The following is a 19052-nucleotide window of genomic DNA, read 5'->3' on the forward strand; positions in this document are numbered from 1 at the left end:
TGGAGGGGGCTTCAGCGGACGATGTCGTCGTGGTGGTCCAGCAGTCCCAGTTCGGAGCGCCGGGGCAGGCCCTCCCAGTCACCGGCGGTGCTCACCGCGAAGGCACCGAGCAGGGCGGCCGTCCTCAGCCGCCGCTCCGGGGGCTCCCCCGCGAGCAGTTCGGCGAGGTAGCCGGCGGCGAACGCGTCTCCCGCGCCCACCGAGTCGTGCACCCGGACCGGTACGACGGGCTGCCGGTAGGGCTGTCCGTCGAGCAGGGCGTACGCCCCGTCGGCGCCGAGCTTGATCACGGCACCGCCCGGTCCCAAAGCGCAGATGCCCTTGGCGAGTTCCTCCGGTCCGTCGATGCCGGGCACCATGAGCGCGGCCTCGTGCGGTCCGGCGAAGACCAGGTCGCTTCTGCGCAGCAGGGGCAGCAGGATCGCCCGGGCCTCGGCCTCGCTCCACAGCAGCGAGCGGAAGTTGATGTCCAGCGAGATGGTGACCCCGGCGTCGGCGGCGATGTCCACGGCCCGGGTCACGGCCGCGGCGGGCCCTTCCCCGAGCGCCGGGGTGATGCCGGTGATGTGCAGGACCGCGGCTCCGGCGACGACGTCCTCGGGGATGTCGTCGGCGGTCAGCCGGGCGCCGGCCGTGTTGGTGCGGTAGTAGCGCGTACGGCTGTGGGTGGAGGTGCGGCGCTCCTTCAGCAGCACGGAGGTGGGGGCGGGCTCGCGGGTGGCGACCGTGGTGACCCCTTCGGCGCGGAGTTCGCGCAGGACGAGTTCGCCGAGTTCGTCGTCGCCCACCCGGCCGATCCAGGTGGCGGCGCCGCCGAGCCGGCTGACGCCGATCGCGACGTTCGCCTCCGCGCCGGCGATCCCCAGGCGCAGTGCCGTGCCGAGCGAGAAGGGGCCGGGGTCCTGGGCCGCCATGACGGCGAGCACATCGCCGAAGGTGACGAGGTAGGGCTCGTCGGGCGGGGGTGCGGAGGTGCTCACGCGGTCGCCTCCCCGGGCCGTGCGGTGGTCCCCACCGCGTCCAGCAGGGTGCGCGCCCTGGTGACAAGGGACTCCAGGGCCTGGGGGGTCGGGTTCTGATCGGCGCCGCGCAGCAGCGGGGAGCCGATGCCGACCGCGCGGGCGCCGGCGTCCAGGTAGTCCCGTGCCTCGTCGATGCCGACGCCGCCGACCGCGACGACGGGGATGTCCGGCAGTGGCGCGCGCAGTTGGCGCAGGTGGGCGGGGCCGCCCGTGCTCGCGGGGAACAGCTTGACGGCGGCGGCGCCGGCCCGCCACGCCTGGGACACCTCGGTCGGTGTCCAGGCGCCCGGGTAGCAGGCCACGCCCCGGTCCGCCGCGTACCGGACGACGGCGGTGTCCACGACGGGGGCCACCAGGAACTGCGCTCCCGCCGCCAGGGCGTCCCTGGCCTCGTCTTCGGTGACCACGGTGCCGGCGCCGACCGCGACGTCCGGGCCGAGTTCCGCCCTGATGGCGGCCAGCGCGTCGAGCGCTCCGGCGGTGGTGAGGGTGACCTCGAGACAGGTGACACCGGCCGAGGCGAGGGCCCGGGCCACGGCGGGCAGGCCGGAGGCGTCGGCCGACCTGAGGATGGCCATGACCCGAGTCCGGTCGAGTTGCGGGGTGAGAGCGGGACGCTCCGTCATGACCCCACCGCCGCAGGGGACATGGCGGTTGCCTGGGTGTCCGTCATGCGAAGTTCCTTTGCTGCGAGGTGCGTTGGTGAAGGGGATTACTTGAGTCCGGAGGTGGCGACGCCGGCGACGAAGCCCCGCTGCATGATCAGGAACAGCGCCAGCACCGGGACGACGTACATCACCGCGCCCGCGGCGACCAGGTTCCCCAGCGGTGAGCCGTGCTCGTTGACGTATCCGGTGGCGAGCTTGACCGCGAGCGTGGTGTGGTTGTCGTCGAGCAGCAGGGCGGGCGCGATGTAGTCGCCCCAGGTCCAGCTGAAGGACAGGATCAGGCTGGTGGCGATGACCGGCCAGGACTGCGGCAGGAAGATCCGCCAGAAGATACGGATCTGTCCGCAGCCGTCGACGATCGCGGCCTCCTCCAGTTCCTTGGGCATGTTCGAGAAGAACTGCCGGAAGAGGAAGATCAGGTACGGCGCTCCGCACAGGCCCCACAGCACCCACGGCACATAGGTGTTGGTGAGGTGCATCTTGGCGAACAGCAGATAGGTGGGGATGAGGGTGAGGACCTGCGGCAGCATCATCGTCGACAGCAGGACGTTGAAGACGGCCCGCTTGCCGGGTGCGTTGAGACGGGCGAAGCCGTAGCCCGCCCAGGCCGAGGCAAGGGTGACCAGGACCGCGTAGAGGGTGGCGATCGTCAGGGAGTTGCGGGCGTAGCCGAGGTAGTCGATCTGGGTCAGCGCGTCCCGGAAGTTGTTCAGGCTGAGGTGGTGCGGCCACCAGTGGATGGGCAGCACGCGCAGCTCGGAGGGCGCCTTCAGGGCGGTGTCCAGCAACCAGGCGAACGGGCCGAGGAACAGGACCAGGGCGCCGACCAGCAGCATGTAGACGGCACTTCTGCGGGGGAACACCATCACTTGCCTCCGAGCGTGCGGGGCCGGGACGGCTTGGCCGGCTCCGGGTCGACGGCGTAGAAGACCGCGCCCTTGCTGAGTTTGAAGATGAGGAAGGTCACCGCGACGATGATCAGGAACAGCACCCAGAGCATCGCGGACGCGTAGCCGTAACGGCCGTTGGCGAAGTACTGGGCGAACACGTGGATCATGAACAGGTAGTTGCCCTCGGGTACCGCGGTGACGCCCTTGGGGGTGGGGTCCAGCGAGATCAGCAGCGGCAGGAAGCTCTGCACGGCGGCGATGATGCCGGTGATGACCTGGAAGAACAGCACCGGGGAGAGCAGCGGCAGGGTGATCCGGGTGAAGGACTGCCAGGCGTTCGCGCCGTCCATGCGGGCGGCCTCGTGCATCTCCTTGGGGATGTCCTGGAGCCCCGCAAGCGAGATGATCATGACGTTGCCGGCGCCCCACAGGGTCAGGCTGATCAGGACCCAGCGGGCGTAGGGGTCCGTCAGCCAGCTCACACCGTCGATGTGCAGGGCGTCCAGCGCGCCGTTGGCCGCGCCCGAGTCCCGGTCGAAGATCAGCTTGAAGGTGAGGGCGGCTCCGACCGGCGGCATGACCGCGGGCAGATAGAGCAGGGTGCGGAACAGGCCGCGGGCCCGGATGGGCTGGTTGACCAGTACCGCCAGCAGCAGGCCCGCCGCGATGGTGAGCGGCACGGTGATCGCCGTGAAGACGCCGGTGCGGGCCAGGGAGGACATCGTCTCCGGGTCGGAGAAGACCTCCCGGTAGTTGTCCAGGCCCACAAAACGGGAGTTGTTCGACAGCCCGTCGGAGTTGGTCAGGCTGAGCCAGAACGCGTAACCGAGCGGGAAGGCCGTCAGGGCCAGGAAGCCGAGGATCCAGGGGCCGGCGAACACGTAGAAGGCGAAGGCGCGGCGGGTGGTCAGCGAGCGGGACCGGCGACCGGTGTCCGCGGCGGGGCGGGGCCCGGGCCGGGCGGCCGTCTCCCCGGAGGGGGACGGCGCGCCCGGCGCGGTGATCTGTTCGGCTATCACCCCACGAGCTCCTTGCCCTGGGCGAGCAGCTCGTTCATCTGCGAGTTGAGGGTGTCGGCGACCTTGCCCGCGGGGGTGCCGGACTTCACGGCACCCGGCAGGACCTTGGTCAGCACGCCCTCCAGGGCGGCCTGCTGGGCGTACGGGGTGAAGCTGATGACCGAGAAGTGCGACAGTTCCTGCTGCTGCACCTGGAACGCCTGCTTCTGGAAGTCGTTGGTCTGCGGCATCTTCGAGTTCAGGGACGTCAGCGAGGGGATGCCCCAGCCGCTGGCGGCGCGGTCCTGGGCGGGCTGGCCGCCGAAGTACCACTCGAAGAACTTCCAGGCCGCGTCCTTGTTCTTGGCGTCCCTCGGGATCCAGAAGCCGGTGGCACCGAAGCAGGAACTGACGCGGTGGTCGCCGAGCTGCGGCGCGGGCGCGAAGCGGGAGACGCCGGCGAGCTTGGGGTCGGCGCCTATCAGTCCGCCGAACCAGTAGCCGTTGCAGCTCATCGCCATCCGGTTGGCCTGGAAGGTGGGGCCGTCCCAGCCGTCCGGGTTGGGGTTGACGACGCTGGGGCCGATGTCGGCCTTGGCGTAGTCCAGGTACCACTGCAGTGCCTTCTGCGCCTCGGGGGAGGTGAAGTCCACCGTGGCCAGGTCCTCGGCGAACACGCTGCCGCCCGCGGAGGCGGTCATGCCCATGAGCTGCGGGAAGACGCCCATGCCGGTGGCGTTCAGGCCGTACACATTGACCTTGCCGAAGCGGCGCTTGACCAGCTTCTTGCCGAGGTCGAGCCATTCGTCGTAGGAGATCGGTTCGGTGGCGCTGGGCGCGTCGAGCTTGGCGGCCTCGAACATGTCGGTGCGGTACCAGAACATGGAGTCCTGGGAGTAGTCCTTGGCCAGGCCGTAGCGCGGTCCGACACCCTGCTTCTTGCCGTCGTAGCGCCACACGTCGTTGACCGGAGCGAGGTCGGAGTCCTTCAGCACCGAGCTCTTGGCGATGTACGGGTCCAGGTCCGTCATCAGGCCGCGGGCGGCGAAGTACGGGGTCTCGGTGGCGCCCAAGCCGCGGACCACGTCCGGCGCGTTCTTGGCGGCCAGCATGGCGTTCAGCTTGGTGGGGTCCGAGAGGATGAGGTTGATGTTCATCCCGAGCGCCTCTTCGGCGGCCTTGAGGGTCTTCTTGTCCCACTCGTTCGCGACCGACATCAACGTGAGGGTCGTCTTGCCGCCCCCGGATCCGCTCGTGCTGCTGCCGGCCGAGCCGGCACAGGCGGACAGACCGGTCGCGGCGAGCGCGGTGGTGGCGGAGAGGGCGAGGAAGCGCCGTCTGTCGAGGGATGTCGTCGTTGACATAGGCATGCTGATGGGCCTTTCGTGGCGGAACGTACGCGGTTGCGGAACGTACGGCGGCTGCGGGGACACACGAGGGGGACATGACGGCAGGAGGGGCTGCCGCGGGGAGCGAACTGTGTGGAACACGACGGCCGGTGGAACACCGGCTCGCTCGCAGTGGTGCGAGATGTTCCGGACCGGGCGCATCCGTCTGCGTGGACGAGTGCGTGCACGGGTGGCAGCGGACCGCGAGTGCGACGGTGGTCGCGTACACGGTGAGCCCGGGGAGACTCCTCGACCTCAGTTGACGCGAAGTCAACTGTGGCCGACATCCAGCTGTATCGATATGACCGATTCCAGAGCTTCCGGCAAGACTTGTCGCTTATTCCCGTCCGAGGAAACCGGTTGACTGGAACTTTCGCGAACGTTAAGTTGCGTTTCCAGAAAGTGTCAAGAGGCCAGAACACGTCACTCCGAGTCCCGCACAGCGGACCGGGGCGACGCCCACCGAGAGGGGGAGCACGTGCCGGAACAGCCCGTCCGGGCCAAGCTCGTGGATGTGGCACACGCGGCCGGGGTCTCCAAGGCCACCGTGTCCAAGGTGCTCAACGGCCGACAGGACCTGTCCGTACGGCCGGAGACGCGCCGGCGTGTCCACGAGGCCGCGGAGGCCCTCGGCTACCGGCCGCACTCCGGCGCCCGGGCCCTGGCCGGCGCCAGCACCCACGCGCTGGCCCTGCTGGTCCCCGCCCTCGCCAACCCCACATACGTCACCATCGCCCGCGGCGCCTACCAGCGGGCCCGCGAGCTGGGCTACCTCTCCCTGCTCGCCGAGGACTTCGACGGGCAGGAGGCCGACGAGTCCTTCCACGACCTGGTGCAGGAGGGCAGGGTCGACGGACTGCTCATCGCCTCGGCCCGTCCCGGCCACCCCCTGCTGGACGCGCTGAGCCGCAGCGCGGTCCCCCATGTCTTCCTCAACCGCTCCGTCGAGGGCTCGGGGCGCAACGTCACCATGGACGTGGCCCGCTCCAGCGTGATGGCGCTCGACCACCTGCACGGCCTCGGTCACCGCGTGGTCGGCCATATCGCGGGTCCGCACGGGATAACCCCCAGTGAGGTCCGCAAGGAGGCGTTCCTGAGGCACGCCGGCGTACTGGGCCTGGAGGCGGCTCCGGTCGCGTCCGGGGACTTCACCGAGGACGGCGGCGGATCCGCGGCGCGGGAACTGCTGCGCCCCGCCGACGGACGGGGACCGGTCACCGCCCTCTACACCAGCTCGCTCGCACAGGCGATCGGGGCGATGGCCGCGATCAGGGAACTCGGCCTCAGGATCCCGCAGGACATCTCCGTGGTCGGCAACGACGACCTGCCCGTGGCCGGTCACCTCCACCCTCCGCTCACCACGGTGGCGATGCCGCTGTACGAGCTGGGCACCGCCGCGGTGGACGCCCTGGTGGGCGGCATCGAGGGCAGGCCGGTCGGCGATGTCGTCGTGCCGACCGAGCCGGGGCTGGTGCTGCGCGCCTCCACGGCCCGGCCGGCGGGAGCGGAAGCCGGAACAGGAGCGGAAACTCGAACAGGAGCAGGGACAGGGACAGGGACAGGAGGAACCCCATGACCGTCGCCGCCGCACCGGCGCGTTTCACCGGCCGTACGGCACTGCTCACCGCCGCCGCCTCCGGCATCGGGGCGGCCACCGCCCACCGACTGGCGGCGGAGGGCGCGTCCGTCCTGGTCACCGACGTGGACGCCGACGGTGCCCGGCGCGTGGCCGAGGAGATCCGCGCGGCGGGCGGGGCGGCACGGGACCGGCCCCTCGACGCCACCTCGCCGGACCAGTGGACCGAGGCCGTCGCCGAGGCCGAGTCCTGGACCGGGCACCTGGACGTGCTGCACCTCAACGCCGGCCGCAACCTGCACGGCCCGGCGCATGAACTGGACGACACCTCCTGGCACGACCAGCTGCGGCTCTCCCTCGACTCGGTGTTCTACGGCGTCCGGGCCGCCGTGCCCCTGCTGAGAACGGCCAGGGGCGCGGTGGTGATCACCTCGTCCGTGCACGCCGCGATCGGCTTCCGGGGCTACCCCGCGTACGCGGCGGCCAAGGGCGGGATCGACGCCCTCGTACGCCAGCTGGCCGTCGAGTACGGGGGCCAGATCAGGTTCAACGCCGTCCTGCCCGGAGCCGTGGTCACCGCCCTGTGGGCCGGAGTGCCCCAGGACTACAGGGCACAGACCGTCACCCGCACCCCCGTCGGACGGCTCGGTGTCCCCGAGGACATCGCCGCCGCCGTGGCCTTCCTCGCATCCGAGGACGCCGCCTTCGTCACGGGCCAGAACCTGCTCGTGGACGGTGGCCGCAGCATCAGCTCCCAGGAGTAGGCCACCGGTCCCCACCCGTCGCGAACAGGGCGGCCACCCCGCCCGCTTCCCCGAGGACCGACGCCCGACGACCCGACCGCCGCACCCCGCCGTCGCCCGTCCCCCTGGCAGCCCTCCCCCGCCGCAACACCACTCCGCACCCCCGAGCGGGCAGTTCCCCCTGCCCGCCGCCCCACCACCGGGCTCACCGCCCCTCCCCCGGCCCGCACCAGGCCGCACACCGCACAGGACCCGGAGGTCCATTCCCATGAAGATCACTGGATACGAACTCTTCCTCGTCGAACCCCGCTGGCTCTTCCTGCGCGTCGACACCGACGAGGGCATCTCCGGCTGGGGCGAGCCCATCGTCGAGGGCAAGGCCCACACCGTCGCCCGCTGCGTCGAGGAGATGTTCGACTACCTTGTCGGGCAGGACCCGGCCCGGATCGAGGAGCACTGGCAGTACCTCGCCAAGAGCGGCTTCTACCGTGGCGGCGTGGTCCTCAACAGCGCCCTGGCCGGCATCGACCAGGCGCTGTGGGACATCGCGGGCAAGACCCACGGGGTCCCCGTCCACCAGCTCCTCGGCGGCCATGTGCGCGACCGGGTGCGCGTCTACGGCTGGGTCGGCGGTGAAACGCCCGAGGAGCTGGCCGAATCGGCCGCCGCGCAGGTCGCCAAGGGCATGACCGCGGTCAAGCTCAACCCCTGCGGCCAGCTGGAACCGCTCGCCACGCCCGCCGCGATCAACGCCATCGTGGACGGAGTGGCCGCGGTCCGCGAGGCCATCGGTCCGGAGCGCGATCTGGCGCTGGACTTCCACGGCCGGTTCAGCGGGGCGATGTCCCGCCGCGTCCTGCCGCTCCTCGAGCCGCTGCTGCCGCTCTTCGTCGAAGAGCCCGTGCTGCCCGAGTTCTCCCAGGACCTCGGCGCGGTGGTGCGCTCCACCTCCATCCCGATCGCCACCGGCGAGCGCCTCTACTCCCGCTGGGACTTCCGCTCGGTGCTCTCCGACGGCATCGCCGTGGCCCAGCCCGACATCAGCCACGCCGGCGGAATCTCCGAGAGCCGCCGCATCGCCGCGATGGCGGAGGCGTACGACGTGATGGTGGCCCCGCACTGCCCGCTCGGCCCGATCGCCCTCGCGGCCAGCCTGCAGCTCGACTTCGCGATCCCCAACTTCCTCATCCAGGAGCAGGCGCTGGGCATCGGCTACGGCGACAGCAGCGGACTGCTGGACTACCTCGCCGACACCACCCCGTTCACGTTCCGCGACGGTTACATCGACCGCCCGACCGCACCCGGTCTCGGCATCACCATCGACGAGGACGCCGTACGGGCCGCCGCCGAGCGTGGCCACCGCTGGCGCAACCCCGTCTGGCGCAACACGGACGGTTCACTCGCCTCCTGGTAGGAAGGCGCAGGTCAGGGCCGGACGGGCGCATCGCGCGGGGTCCGGCCCGGGCCGGGGGCGTCAGGTGTGTGCCGACGGGAACGACGCGTCAAGTATTGGTAATGGTTTCCATATCGATCGGATTCCGCCATGTTTTTGACATTCATTTCCATCTACTGTGGCGCACACACCCTTTCTGACCACCCCCTGTCGTGGAGGATCCATGTCCCCGTCCCCGTCCCGGCGCCTCGCCCTGATCACCGGCGCCTCACTGGCCCTCCTGGCGGGGTGCGGCAGTTCGTCGGACTCCGGCGGTGACAAGGGCGGCGCACAGGAACCGGTCGCCTCGTCCAAGGTCGCCGTGGTCGCCTCCACCAACGTCTACGGCGACATCGTCGAGCAGATAGGCGGCGCGAAGGTCGACGTCACGTCGATCATCAGCGACCCCGACCAGGACCCGCACTCCTACGAGGCCAACACCCAGAACCAGCTGGCCCTGTCCAAGGCGAAGGTCGTCGTCGAGAACGGCGGCGGCTACGACGACTTCGTCGACCGCATGCTGAAGAGCGGCGGTTCCTCCGCCGAGGTCATCAACGCCGTCGACGTCTCCGGGAAGACCGCCCCGAAGGGCGGCGAGCTCAACGAGCACGTCTGGTACGACTTCCCCACCGTCGCCAGGATCGCCGACCGGATCGCCGCCGCCCTCGGCAAGGCCGACACCGCCGACGCCGCCGTCTTCACCAAGAACGCCGACGCCTTCAAGGCGAAGCTCACGGCACTCGATGCGAAGGAGGCCGAGATCAAGAAGGAGCACGCCGGTGAGGGCATCGCCATCACCGAACCCGTGCCGCTCTATCTGACCACCGCGAGCGGCCTGGTCAACAAGACGCCGGCCGCGTTCAGCGAGGCCATCGAGGAGGGCGACGACGTCTCCCCCAGGGTCCTTCAGGACACGCTGGCGGTGTTCAGCGGCAAGCAGGTGAAGGCGCTGGTCTACAACGAGCAGACCTCCGGCCCGCAGACCGAGAAGTCCAAGGCCGCGGCCAAGGCGGCCGGCATCCCCGTCGTACCGGTGACCGAGACCCTGCCCGCGGGCAAGGACTACCTCGGCTGGATGACCTCCAACGTCGACGCGCTCGCGAGCGCGCTCGCCAAGTGAGCCGGCCCGCCCCGGCCCCCGTCGTCAGCCTGCGTGGCGCCGAACTGTCGTACGGCGCCCGTGTGGTGTGGCGGGGCCTGGACCTCGATGTGCGGCCGGGAGAGTTCCTGGCCGTGCTCGGGCCGAACGGATCCGGCAAGACGAGCTTCGTACGGGCCCTGCTGGGCCGGCAGCCCCTGTCCGCCGGGACGCTGACCGTCCTCGGCGGTTCCCCGCGCGAGGCCGGACGGCATCTCGGGTACGTCCCCCAGCAGGCGGAGGTGTCCGCGCAGGCGATGCTGCGGGCCCGCGATCTCGTGCGCTTCGGCATCGACGGGCACCGTTTCGGCCCCCGGCTGCGCACAGGTGCCGTCCGCCGCCGGGTCGACGAGATCCTCGCCTCCGTCGGAGCCACCGCGTACGCCGATGTCCCCCTCGGCATGCTCTCCGGCGGTGAACGGCAGCGTGTCCGCATCGGGCAGGCCCTGGCGACCGACCCGCGCGTCCTGCTCTGCGACGAGCCGCTGCTCTCCCTGGACCTGAACCACCAGCGGGCCGTCACCGAACTCGTGGACGCCCGCCGCCGCTCCCACGGCACATCCGTGGTGTTCGTGACCCACGAGATCAATCCGGTGCTCGGCCTGGTCGACCGCGTCCTGTACCTGGCCCCGGGCGGTCACCGGATCGGCACACCGGACGAGGTGCTGACCTCCGAGTCGCTGTCGCGGCTGTACGGCACCCGGGTCGACGTCCTCCGCGTCCAGGACCGGGTCGTGGTCGTCGGCGTCCCCGACGGCCCGGCCGCACCCCCGCATCACACCCAGCACACCGTTCTCCAAGCCGAGGAAGTATCCCGATGACGCTCGCCGAGGGGGTCTGGCACCAGATCTTCAGCTTCGAGAACTACGGCGAGCTCCTCGCGCTGGTCCGCAACTCGCTCATCGCGGGTGTCGCGCTCGGCCTGGTCGGTGGTCTGGCCGGGGTCTTCGTCATCATGCGCGATCTGCCCTTCGCGGTGCACGGCATCAGCGAGCTGTCGTTCGCGGGCGCGTCGGCGGCCCTGCTGCTGGGGGTGAACATCGTGGCGGGCTCGATCGTGGGCTCGATCCTCGCAGCCGGGGCGATAGGTCTCCTGGGCGCGCGGGCCCGCGACCGCAACTCCGCGATCGGCATCCTCATGCCGTTCGGTCTCGGGCTCGGTGTGCTCTTCCTCGCCCTCTACAAGGGCCGGGCGGCCAACAAGTTCGGGCTGCTCACCGGGCAGATCGTCGCCGTCGACACCCCGCAGATGGCCTGGCTGCTCGGCACCTCCGCCCTGGTGCTGGTCGCCCTGGCCGTGATCTGGCGGCCGTTGACCTTCGCCAGCGCCGACCCGGACGTGGCCGCGGCCCGTGGGGTGCCGGTGCGCGGACTGTCCTTCGTCTTCATGATCGTGCTCGGCCTCGCCGTCGCCCTGTCCGTCCAGGTCGTCGGTGCGCTGCTGGTCCTGACGCTCGTCGTCACGCCCGCCGCGGCCGCCGCCCGGGTGACAGCGTCCCCGGTGCTGTTGCCGCTGCTCAGCGTGGTCTTCGCCGTGCTCTCCATCGAGGGCGGCATCCTGCTGGCGCTGGGCAGCTCCATCCCGATCAGCCCGTACGTCACCACGATCTCGTTCACGATCTACGCGCTGTGCCGGGTGGCCGGGGCCTACCGCACCCGGCGGTGGGGAGACAGGAGGGCGGTCCCGCAGCCCGCGTGACACCACCCCTGTCACTCGCGTTGTCACGCACGGACGAACCCCGGTCCCTCGGGACTCACCTCACGCACACAGAACGGTGATTGACCCGGTCCCCTCGTCCGGCGCTGCCATATTCGAAAGCCACTTTCGGAGGTGGCTGTGACCCTAGAGGCGACGACATCCTGGGCGACGGGCCTGCCCGACCGCACCGCCGACCGCATCACCGTGCTGGAGAGCCGTCGGACCCAGGCGCTCAAGGAGGGCGGGCCTAGAAGACGTGGGGAGTACGGCGCCCGGGAGCGGATCGACCTGCTGCTGGACACCGGGTCCTTCACCGAGACCGGACTGTACGTACGGGCGCGGCCCACCACGGACGGCGCACGCCGACCCTACGGGGACGGGGTGGTCACCGGCTACGGCACGGTCGACGGCCGTCCCGTCTGCGTCTTCGCCCAGGATTCCACGGTGTTCGGCGGGAGCATGGGCGAGGCCTTCGGGGAGAAGACGATCGCCCTGATGGACCTCGCGCTGAAGACCGGCTGCCCGGTGATCGGGCTCAACGACGGCGGCGGCGCCCGTATCCAGGAGGGCGTCGCCTCACTCGCGCTGTACGCCGAGCTGGTGCGCCGCAACGTCCAGGCGTCCGGGGTGATCCCCCAGCTCTCGGTCGTGCTGGGTCCGTGTGCCGGCGGGGCCGCCTACTCGCCCGCCATCACCGACTTCACCGTGATGGTGGACGGCGCCTCGCACATGTTCGTCACCGGGCCCGACGTCATCGAGGCGGTCACCGGGGAACGCGCGAGCGCCGAGGAGCTGGGCGGCGCCCGCACCAGCAACTCCGTCAACGGCAACGCCCACTTCCTCGCGGCCGACGAGGTGGAGGCCCTCGACACCGTACGGGACCTGCTGTCGTATCTGCCCGCCAACAACCTGGAGCGGCCCCCGCAGTACGCGCCCGCCGAGGCGCCCGCCGACGTGTGCCTCGACGAGGTCGTGCCGGACCGGCTCGGACAGGCCTACGACATGCGGGAGATCCTGCGCGCGGTCGTCGACGGGGGTGAACTTCTCGAGGTGCAGGAGCTGTTCGCGCCGAACATCATCTGCGCGCTTGCCCTGGTGGAGGGCTCTTCGGTCGGGGTGGTCGCCAACCAGCCGCTGCACGCGGCCGGTGTCCTCGACATCGACGCCTCGGAGAAGGCCGCGCGGTTCGTGCGGTTCTGCGACGCGTTCGGCATTCCGCTGCTGACCTTCGCCGACGTCCCCGGTTATCTGTCCGGTGTCCGTCAGGAGCAGGCCGGGATCATCAGGCGCGGCGCCAAACTGCTGTACGCCTACGCCGAGGCGACCGTCCCGAAGGTCACGGTGGTGGTGCGCAAGGCGTACGGCGGCGGGTACGCGGTGATGGGCTCCAAGCATCTGGGCGCCGACATCAACCTCGCCTGGCCCACCGCCCGTATCGCCGTCATGGGCGCCGAGGGCGCGGTGGGCGTCCTGCACCGGCGGGAACTGGCCGCCGCCGCCGACCCGGAGGCCCTGCGGGCCAGTCTCGTCGCCGCGTACGAGAGCACGCACGGCACGCCCTACCTGGCCGCCGAACGCGGTTACGTGGACGCCGTGATCGCCCCGCGCGACACCCGTACCCACATCGTCCGAGCCCTGCGCGCCCTGCGCGGCAAGCGCGCCCCGATGCCGTCGCGCAGGCACGGCAACATCCCCCTCTGAACCTCTGGGTCCCCTTTTCGCGATGTGAGGAGCCATGCCCGATGGACAGTCCCCTTCCCCCGCTCGCCCCCGCCCTCCGGAGTCTGCCGGAGTACGTCCGGCACTGGGCCGAAACGACCCCCGACCGCCGGGCGTTCACGTTCGTCGACCATCCCGCACCGCACTCACGAGGCATCCATCGCACCCTGACCTGGCGTCGACTGCACCTGCGCGTACGGGCGTTGGCGGCCCGGCTCGCCCAAGAGGCCGCGCCCGGCAGCAGGGTCGCGCTGCTGTGTCCGCAGGGCACGGAGTACGTCACCGCGTTCCTGGCGGCGCTCACGGCCGGGCTCGTCGCCGTGCCCCTGTATCCACCGGGTCTGCCCGGCCACGGCGACCGGCTCACGGCGGTGCTGGACGACGCGTCTCCGGCTGTAGTTCTGACCACCAGTCATGTCATGCGCGAAGTACGGGAGTTCTGCACCGGACGGACTGCAGGGATCGTCGCCGTGGACCAAGTGCCCGACAGCGTGGGTGACTTGCCGCCGATATCCCAGGACGACGACGCCATCGCCTATCTCCAGTACACGTCCGGTTCGACCCGCTCTCCGGCCGGCGTGGAGATCAGTCACGGCAACGTCGTCGCCAACGCCCGTCAGGCGCTTGCCGCTTACGGCCTCGAGGAGCGTCCGGCGACCTGTGTGGGCTGGCTGCCGCTGTACCACGACATGGGGCTCGTCCTGAGTGTCGCCGCTCCGGTCGTCCGGGGGATGCTGTCGGTGCTCATGGATCCCGCCGCGTTCCTGCAGGAACCGGTGCGCTGGCTGCGGCTGCTCTCCGCGCATCCGCGGGCGCTGAGCGCGGCGCCCAACTTCGCCTACGACTACTGCGCTTCGGCCGTCACCGAGGCCCAGAAGCAGGAATTGCGGCTGGACGGGGTCGTCGCGCTGCTCAACGGCAGCGAACCGGTCCGCGCCGCCACCGCCGACCGCTTCCACGCCGCCTTCGCCGCCCAGGGGCTGGCACCGGACGTCCACTGTCCGTCGTACGGACTCGCCGAGGCCACCGTCTTTGTCAGTGCCGCCCGGCCCGGGGAGCCACTGAGGCGGTTCGCGCTCGACCGTGACGCCCTTGCCGCAGGAAAGGCCCTGCCCGCGCCGGCCGGTGATCCCCGAGCCCTGACGCTGGTCGGCTGCGGTACTCCGGCCGGGCAACTGGTCCGGGTCGCCGACCCGGTGTCCCGTGCCCGGCTGGCCGAGGGGGAGGTCGGCGAGATCTGGGTGCAGGGGCCCAACGTGGGGCGCGGTTACCGGAGTCGGGAGGAGGAGTCCCGGCGGGTGTTCGGCGCCACGTTCGCCGACGGAACGGACGGCGGCGGCCGCTGGTTGCGCACCGGCGATCTGGGGACCTTCCTGGACGGGCAGTTGATCGTCACCGGACGGCTGAAGGACCTCATCGTCGTCGACGGGCGCAATCACTATCCGCAGGACGTGGAGGCCTCCGTCCAGGACGCGGACCCGGCCGTGCGGCGCGACCGGCTGGCCGCGTTCGGGGTGCCGGGTGACGCGGGCGAGCGGGTGGTCGTCGTGGCCGAGCACGCGCGGAGCGTCAGCCTCGCGGAGATCGACGTCGTCGGGCTGGGGCATGTCGTGCGCGCGGCCGTCTCGGCACGGCACGGGCTGCGGCTCGCCGACGTCGTCCTCGTGCCGCCGGGCACGGTACCCCGTACGTCCAGCGGCAAGGTGGCCCGGGCGCTGACCCGGCGGCGCTATCTGGAGGGTGCCTATACGCCGGAGCCGGCCGCGTGAGGGGCGCCGACGAGGCCCGGTTGCGTCGGCTGGTCGCCGAGCGGGTGGCCGCGTGGCACGGTACGGCCGCCGAGGACGCGCCCATGGACCGGCCGCTGGCGGACCTCGGCATGTCGTCACGGGACGCGGTCGTGCTCGCCGGGGAGCTCTCACGGGCGACGGGCCGGGAACTGTCGGCGACGCTGTTGTGGGAGGCGCCCACCGGTGATGCCCTGGTGGCGTATCTCTGCCGCGCGGAAGTGGACGTGAGAGAGCCAGAGGGAGAGGGAGCGGCTCCTCCTCCCCCGGCCTCGGCCGACGAGCCCGTGGCGGTGATCGGCGTCGGGTGTCGGCTGCCCGGCGGTGTGCACGGGCCGGGCGACTACTGGCGGTTGCTGGTCGACGGCGTCGACGCCGTCCGGCGGGTGCCCGAGGACCGGTGGCGCGACTTCGGCGCGTTTCCGCCCAAGGACGCGTCCCTGTACGGCGGTTACCTCGACGACATCGTCGGGTTCGACGCGGACTTCTTCCGCGTCACCCCGCGCGAGGCCGCCGTGATGGACCCGCAGCAGCGGATCCTCCTGGAGGTCGTCCACGAGACCCTCGACCATGCCGCCGTCCCGGCCGCTTCCCTCGCGGGCAGCGCCACCGGTGTCTTCGTCGGGGTCTCCGCCGCCGAGTACGGCTCGCTCACCGGCGCCGACGCGGCGACCGTCGACCCCTGGGCGCCCGCCGGTGGCGCGTTGAGCGTGACGGCGGGGCGACTGGCGTACGTCCTGGACACCCGGGGGCCGAGCATGGCCGTGGACACCGCCTGCTCGTCCTCGCTGGTCGCCGTGCACCACGCCTGTGTCAGCCTGCGCACGGGTGAGAGCGACACGGCGATCGCCGCCGGGGTCAACCTGCTGCTGTCGCCCACGGTCACCGTGGCGTTCCGGCGGGCCGGGGCCCTCGCACCGGACGGGCGGTGCAAGCCGTTCTCGGCGGCGGCCGACGGCATCGGGCGCGGCGAGGGATGCGCGGCCGTGCTGCTGAAACGGCTGTCGGACGCCGAGCGGGACGGCGACCGCGTCCTCGCGGTCATCCGTGCCACGGCCGTCAACTCCGACGGCCGTTCCAACGGCCTGCTCGCACCCAATCCCGCAGCCCAGAAAGCCCTGTTGGCGACTGTGTACGCCCGGGCGGGGCTCGCCCCGGCGCACATCGACCATGTCGAGGCGCACGGCACCGGTACCCCGCTCGGCGACCCGATCGAGGCGGGCGCGCTCAGTGCCGTGCTCGGCGCGGGCCGCGATCCCGACCAGCCGCTGCTGCTGGGCTCCGTCAAGGGCAATCTCGCCCATCTGGAGTCGGCGGCGGGCATCGCCGGGCTGGTGAAGACGGTTCTCGCCCTGCACCACGACACCATTCCGCCGTCCCTGCACTGCGCGGCCGGAAGCTCCCTGGACGAGGGCGGGCGGCTGCGCGTGGTGACCGAGTGCGAGCCGTGGCCGCGCTACGGCGGTACCGCCACCGCCGGGGTGTCCGGGTTCGGGTTCGGCGGCACCAACGCCCATGCGGTACTGGAGGAATGGCGGCCCGCCGACACCCTCCCGCCGTCCCGGGAGGAGGAGAGCCCGGTCGCCCGTCTCCATCTCCTCTCCGACGTCGACACCGTCCGTCTGCGGGACACGGCGACCCGGCTCGCCGACTGGCTGGACACGCCCGAGGGGCACACGGCTCACCCCGCCGACGTGGCGCGCACCCTCGCCGGGCGCGGCGGGCGCGGGGCGGTGCGTGCCGCGATCGTGGCCCAGGACCACGCTGAACTGGCTGAAGGCTTACGGGCGTTGGGGCAAGGTCTCCCGCACGAGCTGCTCGTGACCGGTGAGCGGGATCTCGTGGGGCGCGGGCCCGTGTGGGTGTTCTCCGGGTACGGCAGCCAGTGGGTCGGTATGGGGCGTCGGCTGCTCGCCGAGGAACCCGCCTTCGCCGCCGCCGTGGAGAAGCTCGACGCGCAGATCGCCCCGGAGTGCGGGCTCTCCCTGTACGAGCACCTGGCGCAGGGCGGCGATCTCGACCGCCTCGAGGTCGCCCAACCGGTGCTGTTCGGGCTGCAGTTGGCGCTGGCCGAGCTGTGGCGTTCGTACGGTGTCGAGCCCGCCGCCGTCATCGGGCACTCCGTGGGAGAGGTGGCCGCCGCGGTGTGCGCGGGCGCGCTGGAGGTGCCGGAGGCCGCCCGGGTGGTCGCCGTGCGGGCCCGGCTGCTCAGTGGACTGCGCGGCGGTGCCATGGCTGTCGTCGACATCGGGGACGGTGAACTCGAGGTCCTGGAACGGGATTTCCCCGGCGTCTGTGTCGCCGTGCACTCCTCACCCGGGCAGAAGGTCGTCACCGGGGAGAAGTCGGCCGTGGCCCGGCTTCTGCGACAGCTGGAGCAACGGGGCCGAACCGCTCGCGCCCTGCATGTCGTGGGCGCCGGGCACTCACCCCAAGTCGACCCGCTGCTGCCGGAGTTGACCCATGCCCTGGCCGATCTTCGGGGCAACCGTGCCCGGGTCCCGGTCTACTCCACCGTCCTGGACGACCCGCGGGACGACTCCCTGTTCGACGCCGCCCACTGGGCCGCGAACCTCCGGCGCCCCGTTCGCCTGGACCGGGCGGTCGCGGCGGCCGCAGCCGACGGCCACACCGCCTTTGTCGAGATCTCGCCCCACCCGGTCCTGACCCGGGCCGTCCTCGACACCGCACCGGGCGCTCTCGCCATCGGCACCCTGCGCCGGGACGCCGACAGTTCCGCCGGGTTCCTGGCCCAGGTGGGCGCCCTGTACTGCGCGGGTGCGCGTCTGCCGATGCCGCCGGGCCGGGTGATCGACCTGCCCGCACCGCGCTGGCGGCACGTCCGCCACTGGTGGACGGACGGACGGGCGACGACCACGGCGACCACGGCGACCGCGACAGCAGCACCGATGGAGGAGGGCGATGCGCCCGACACGTCCGTCTCCGGCCGTCTTAGGCACCACATCGCCGCCGTCACCGGCCATTCCGCGTCCCGCATCACGCCGTCCACGACCCTACCCGGCCTCGGCCTGGACTCCCTGATGGCCGTGCGCATCCGGACCGCCCTGGAAGGCGAGTTCGGGATCGAGCTTCCCCTGCGCGAACTGCTCGGCGGCGACTCCACCACCGTCTCGTCGGTCGCCGAGCACATCCAACATGCCCTGTCCCAGCGGGAGTTGCCCGCTCCCCACCGCTCCCTCCGCGCCACCGGCTCCCTGGCTCCCCTCTTCCTCCTCCACGCCGCCGGCGGCACGACCGACGTGTACCGGGCACTCGTCCAACGACTGGGTGAGGAGCGCCCGGTGTACGGACTCGAACGGCTCCCGGACGCCCGTACCGTCGCCGAGAAAGCGCGCCGATACGCCGAGGTCGCGGCCGTCGCTCAGCCCAACGGGCCGATTCTGCTGGCCGGTTGGTCCTTCGGTGGCTTCGTCGCCCAGGAGACCGCGCGACAACTCACCGCCGCCGGGCGGGACGTGGGACTCGTGGCGCTCCTCGACTCCGTACGGCCGCTCCCCCGCCCCGGCGACACCCCGGCCGACCGGATCCGCGCCCACTTCACGGGCTTCGCCCGCCATGTCGCCGACACCTACGGGGTCCAACTGCGGCTCCCGTACGCCGAGTTGGCGGCGATGGACGACGACGGTGAGCGCATCGACACCGTACTGCGAGCCCTGCGCGAGGCGGCCGACGTACCGCCCGCCGTCCTGGAGCACCAGCGCTCCTCCTATCTGGACCTGCGGATCGGCGAGGCCCACCGCCCCGGGCCCTACGACGGGCGGGTGGTCCTGTACCGGGCCACCGAGCCCGCTCCGCACACCGTGCGCGACCCCGCGTACGAACGGGACGACGAGGCGCTCGGCTGGGACAAGGTGTGCCCGCGACTGACCGTCGTACGGGTCGCGGGCCACCATCTGTCGCTGCTCGACCCGCCGTACGTCGACGAGATCGCCGCCCATCTGCGGCGCGCGCTCGACGAGCAGAGCCGCTGA

Annotated in this window: 14 protein-coding genes; 9 read left to right on the forward strand and 5 right to left on the reverse strand. The window is 71.5% G+C overall.

What is annotated here, in order from left to right:
• Nucleotides 1-11 precede the first annotated feature (11 nt).
• The 5 genes from ABZ855_RS14495 to ABZ855_RS14515 all read right to left on the reverse strand — a co-directional run bounded on the left by ABZ855_RS14495 (nt 12) and on the right by ABZ855_RS14515 (nt 4942).
• Nucleotides 12-980, reverse strand: coding sequence for a sugar kinase (locus tag ABZ855_RS14495; RefSeq protein ID WP_360806345.1), 969 nt, complete (start codon nt 978-980; stop codon nt 12-14).
• Nucleotides 977-1648: a bifunctional 4-hydroxy-2-oxoglutarate aldolase/2-dehydro-3-deoxy-phosphogluconate aldolase gene (locus ABZ855_RS14500; RefSeq protein ID WP_360806348.1), complete on the reverse strand. Its 672-nt coding sequence runs from the start codon at nt 1646-1648 to the stop codon at nt 977-979. The genes ABZ855_RS14495 and ABZ855_RS14500 overlap by 4 nt, the downstream gene beginning before the upstream one ends.
• Before the next feature lie 86 nt (nt 1649-1734).
• The gene (locus tag ABZ855_RS14505; protein ID WP_360806351.1) at nt 1735-2556 is read right to left on the reverse strand and encodes a carbohydrate ABC transporter permease; all 822 of its coding nucleotides are present in this window, start codon (nt 2554-2556) and stop codon (nt 1735-1737) included.
• Nucleotides 2556-3599, reverse strand: a complete 1044-nt coding sequence (locus tag ABZ855_RS14510; protein WP_360806354.1) for a sugar ABC transporter permease — start codon at nt 3597-3599, stop codon at nt 2556-2558. The genes ABZ855_RS14505 and ABZ855_RS14510 overlap by 1 nt, the downstream gene beginning before the upstream one ends.
• On the reverse strand, nt 3596-4942 hold the full coding sequence (locus ABZ855_RS14515; RefSeq protein WP_360806357.1) for an extracellular solute-binding protein: 1347 nt from the start codon (nt 4940-4942) through the stop codon (nt 3596-3598). The genes ABZ855_RS14510 and ABZ855_RS14515 overlap by 4 nt, the downstream gene beginning before the upstream one ends.
• Before the next feature lie 502 nt (nt 4943-5444).
• Here ABZ855_RS14515 and ABZ855_RS14520 point away from each other — a divergent pair.
• From ABZ855_RS14520 to ABZ855_RS14560, 9 genes are all read left to right on the forward strand, one after another.
• The gene (locus ABZ855_RS14520; protein WP_360806360.1) at nt 5445-6542 is read left to right on the forward strand and encodes a LacI family DNA-binding transcriptional regulator; all 1098 of its coding nucleotides are present in this window, start codon (nt 5445-5447) and stop codon (nt 6540-6542) included.
• The gene (locus ABZ855_RS14525) at nt 6539-7306 is read left to right on the forward strand and encodes an SDR family NAD(P)-dependent oxidoreductase (RefSeq protein WP_360806363.1); all 768 of its coding nucleotides are present in this window, start codon (nt 6539-6541) and stop codon (nt 7304-7306) included. Before ABZ855_RS14520 ends, ABZ855_RS14525 begins: the two co-directional genes overlap by 4 nt.
• A 247-nt stretch (nt 7307-7553) precedes the next feature.
• On the forward strand, nt 7554-8699 hold the full coding sequence (gene dgoD / locus ABZ855_RS14530; protein ID WP_360806366.1) for a galactonate dehydratase: 1146 nt from the start codon (nt 7554-7556) through the stop codon (nt 8697-8699).
• Between the two features lie 202 nt (nt 8700-8901).
• Nucleotides 8902-9837, forward strand: coding sequence for a zinc ABC transporter substrate-binding protein (locus ABZ855_RS14535; protein WP_360806369.1), 936 nt, complete (start codon nt 8902-8904; stop codon nt 9835-9837).
• Complete coding sequence (locus ABZ855_RS14540; RefSeq protein WP_360806372.1) at nt 9834-10676, forward strand: metal ABC transporter ATP-binding protein; 843 nt, start codon at nt 9834-9836, stop codon at nt 10674-10676. The genes ABZ855_RS14535 and ABZ855_RS14540 overlap by 4 nt, the downstream gene beginning before the upstream one ends.
• The gene (locus ABZ855_RS14545; protein WP_360806375.1) at nt 10673-11554 is read left to right on the forward strand and encodes a metal ABC transporter permease; all 882 of its coding nucleotides are present in this window, start codon (nt 10673-10675) and stop codon (nt 11552-11554) included. Before ABZ855_RS14540 ends, ABZ855_RS14545 begins: the two co-directional genes overlap by 4 nt.
• Nucleotides 11555-11692: 138 nt before the next feature.
• Complete coding sequence (locus ABZ855_RS14550; RefSeq protein WP_360806920.1) at nt 11693-13255, forward strand: acyl-CoA carboxylase subunit beta; 1563 nt, start codon at nt 11693-11695, stop codon at nt 13253-13255.
• A 41-nt stretch (nt 13256-13296) separates the two neighbouring features.
• Entirely contained in the window at nt 13297-15042 is a 1746-nt protein-coding gene (locus tag ABZ855_RS14555) for a fatty acyl-AMP ligase (protein ID WP_360806378.1), read from the forward strand.
• A complete protein-coding gene (locus tag ABZ855_RS14560) occupies nt 15039-19052 on the forward strand; it encodes a beta-ketoacyl synthase N-terminal-like domain-containing protein (RefSeq protein WP_360806381.1) in 4014 nt (1337 codons plus the stop codon). The genes ABZ855_RS14555 and ABZ855_RS14560 overlap by 4 nt, the downstream gene beginning before the upstream one ends.

Origin of the sequence: Streptomyces sp. NPDC047042 (genome assembly GCF_040644035.1) — a bacterium.
In the GTDB taxonomy this organism is placed as follows: Bacteria; Actinomycetota; Actinomycetes; order Streptomycetales; family Streptomycetaceae; genus Streptomyces.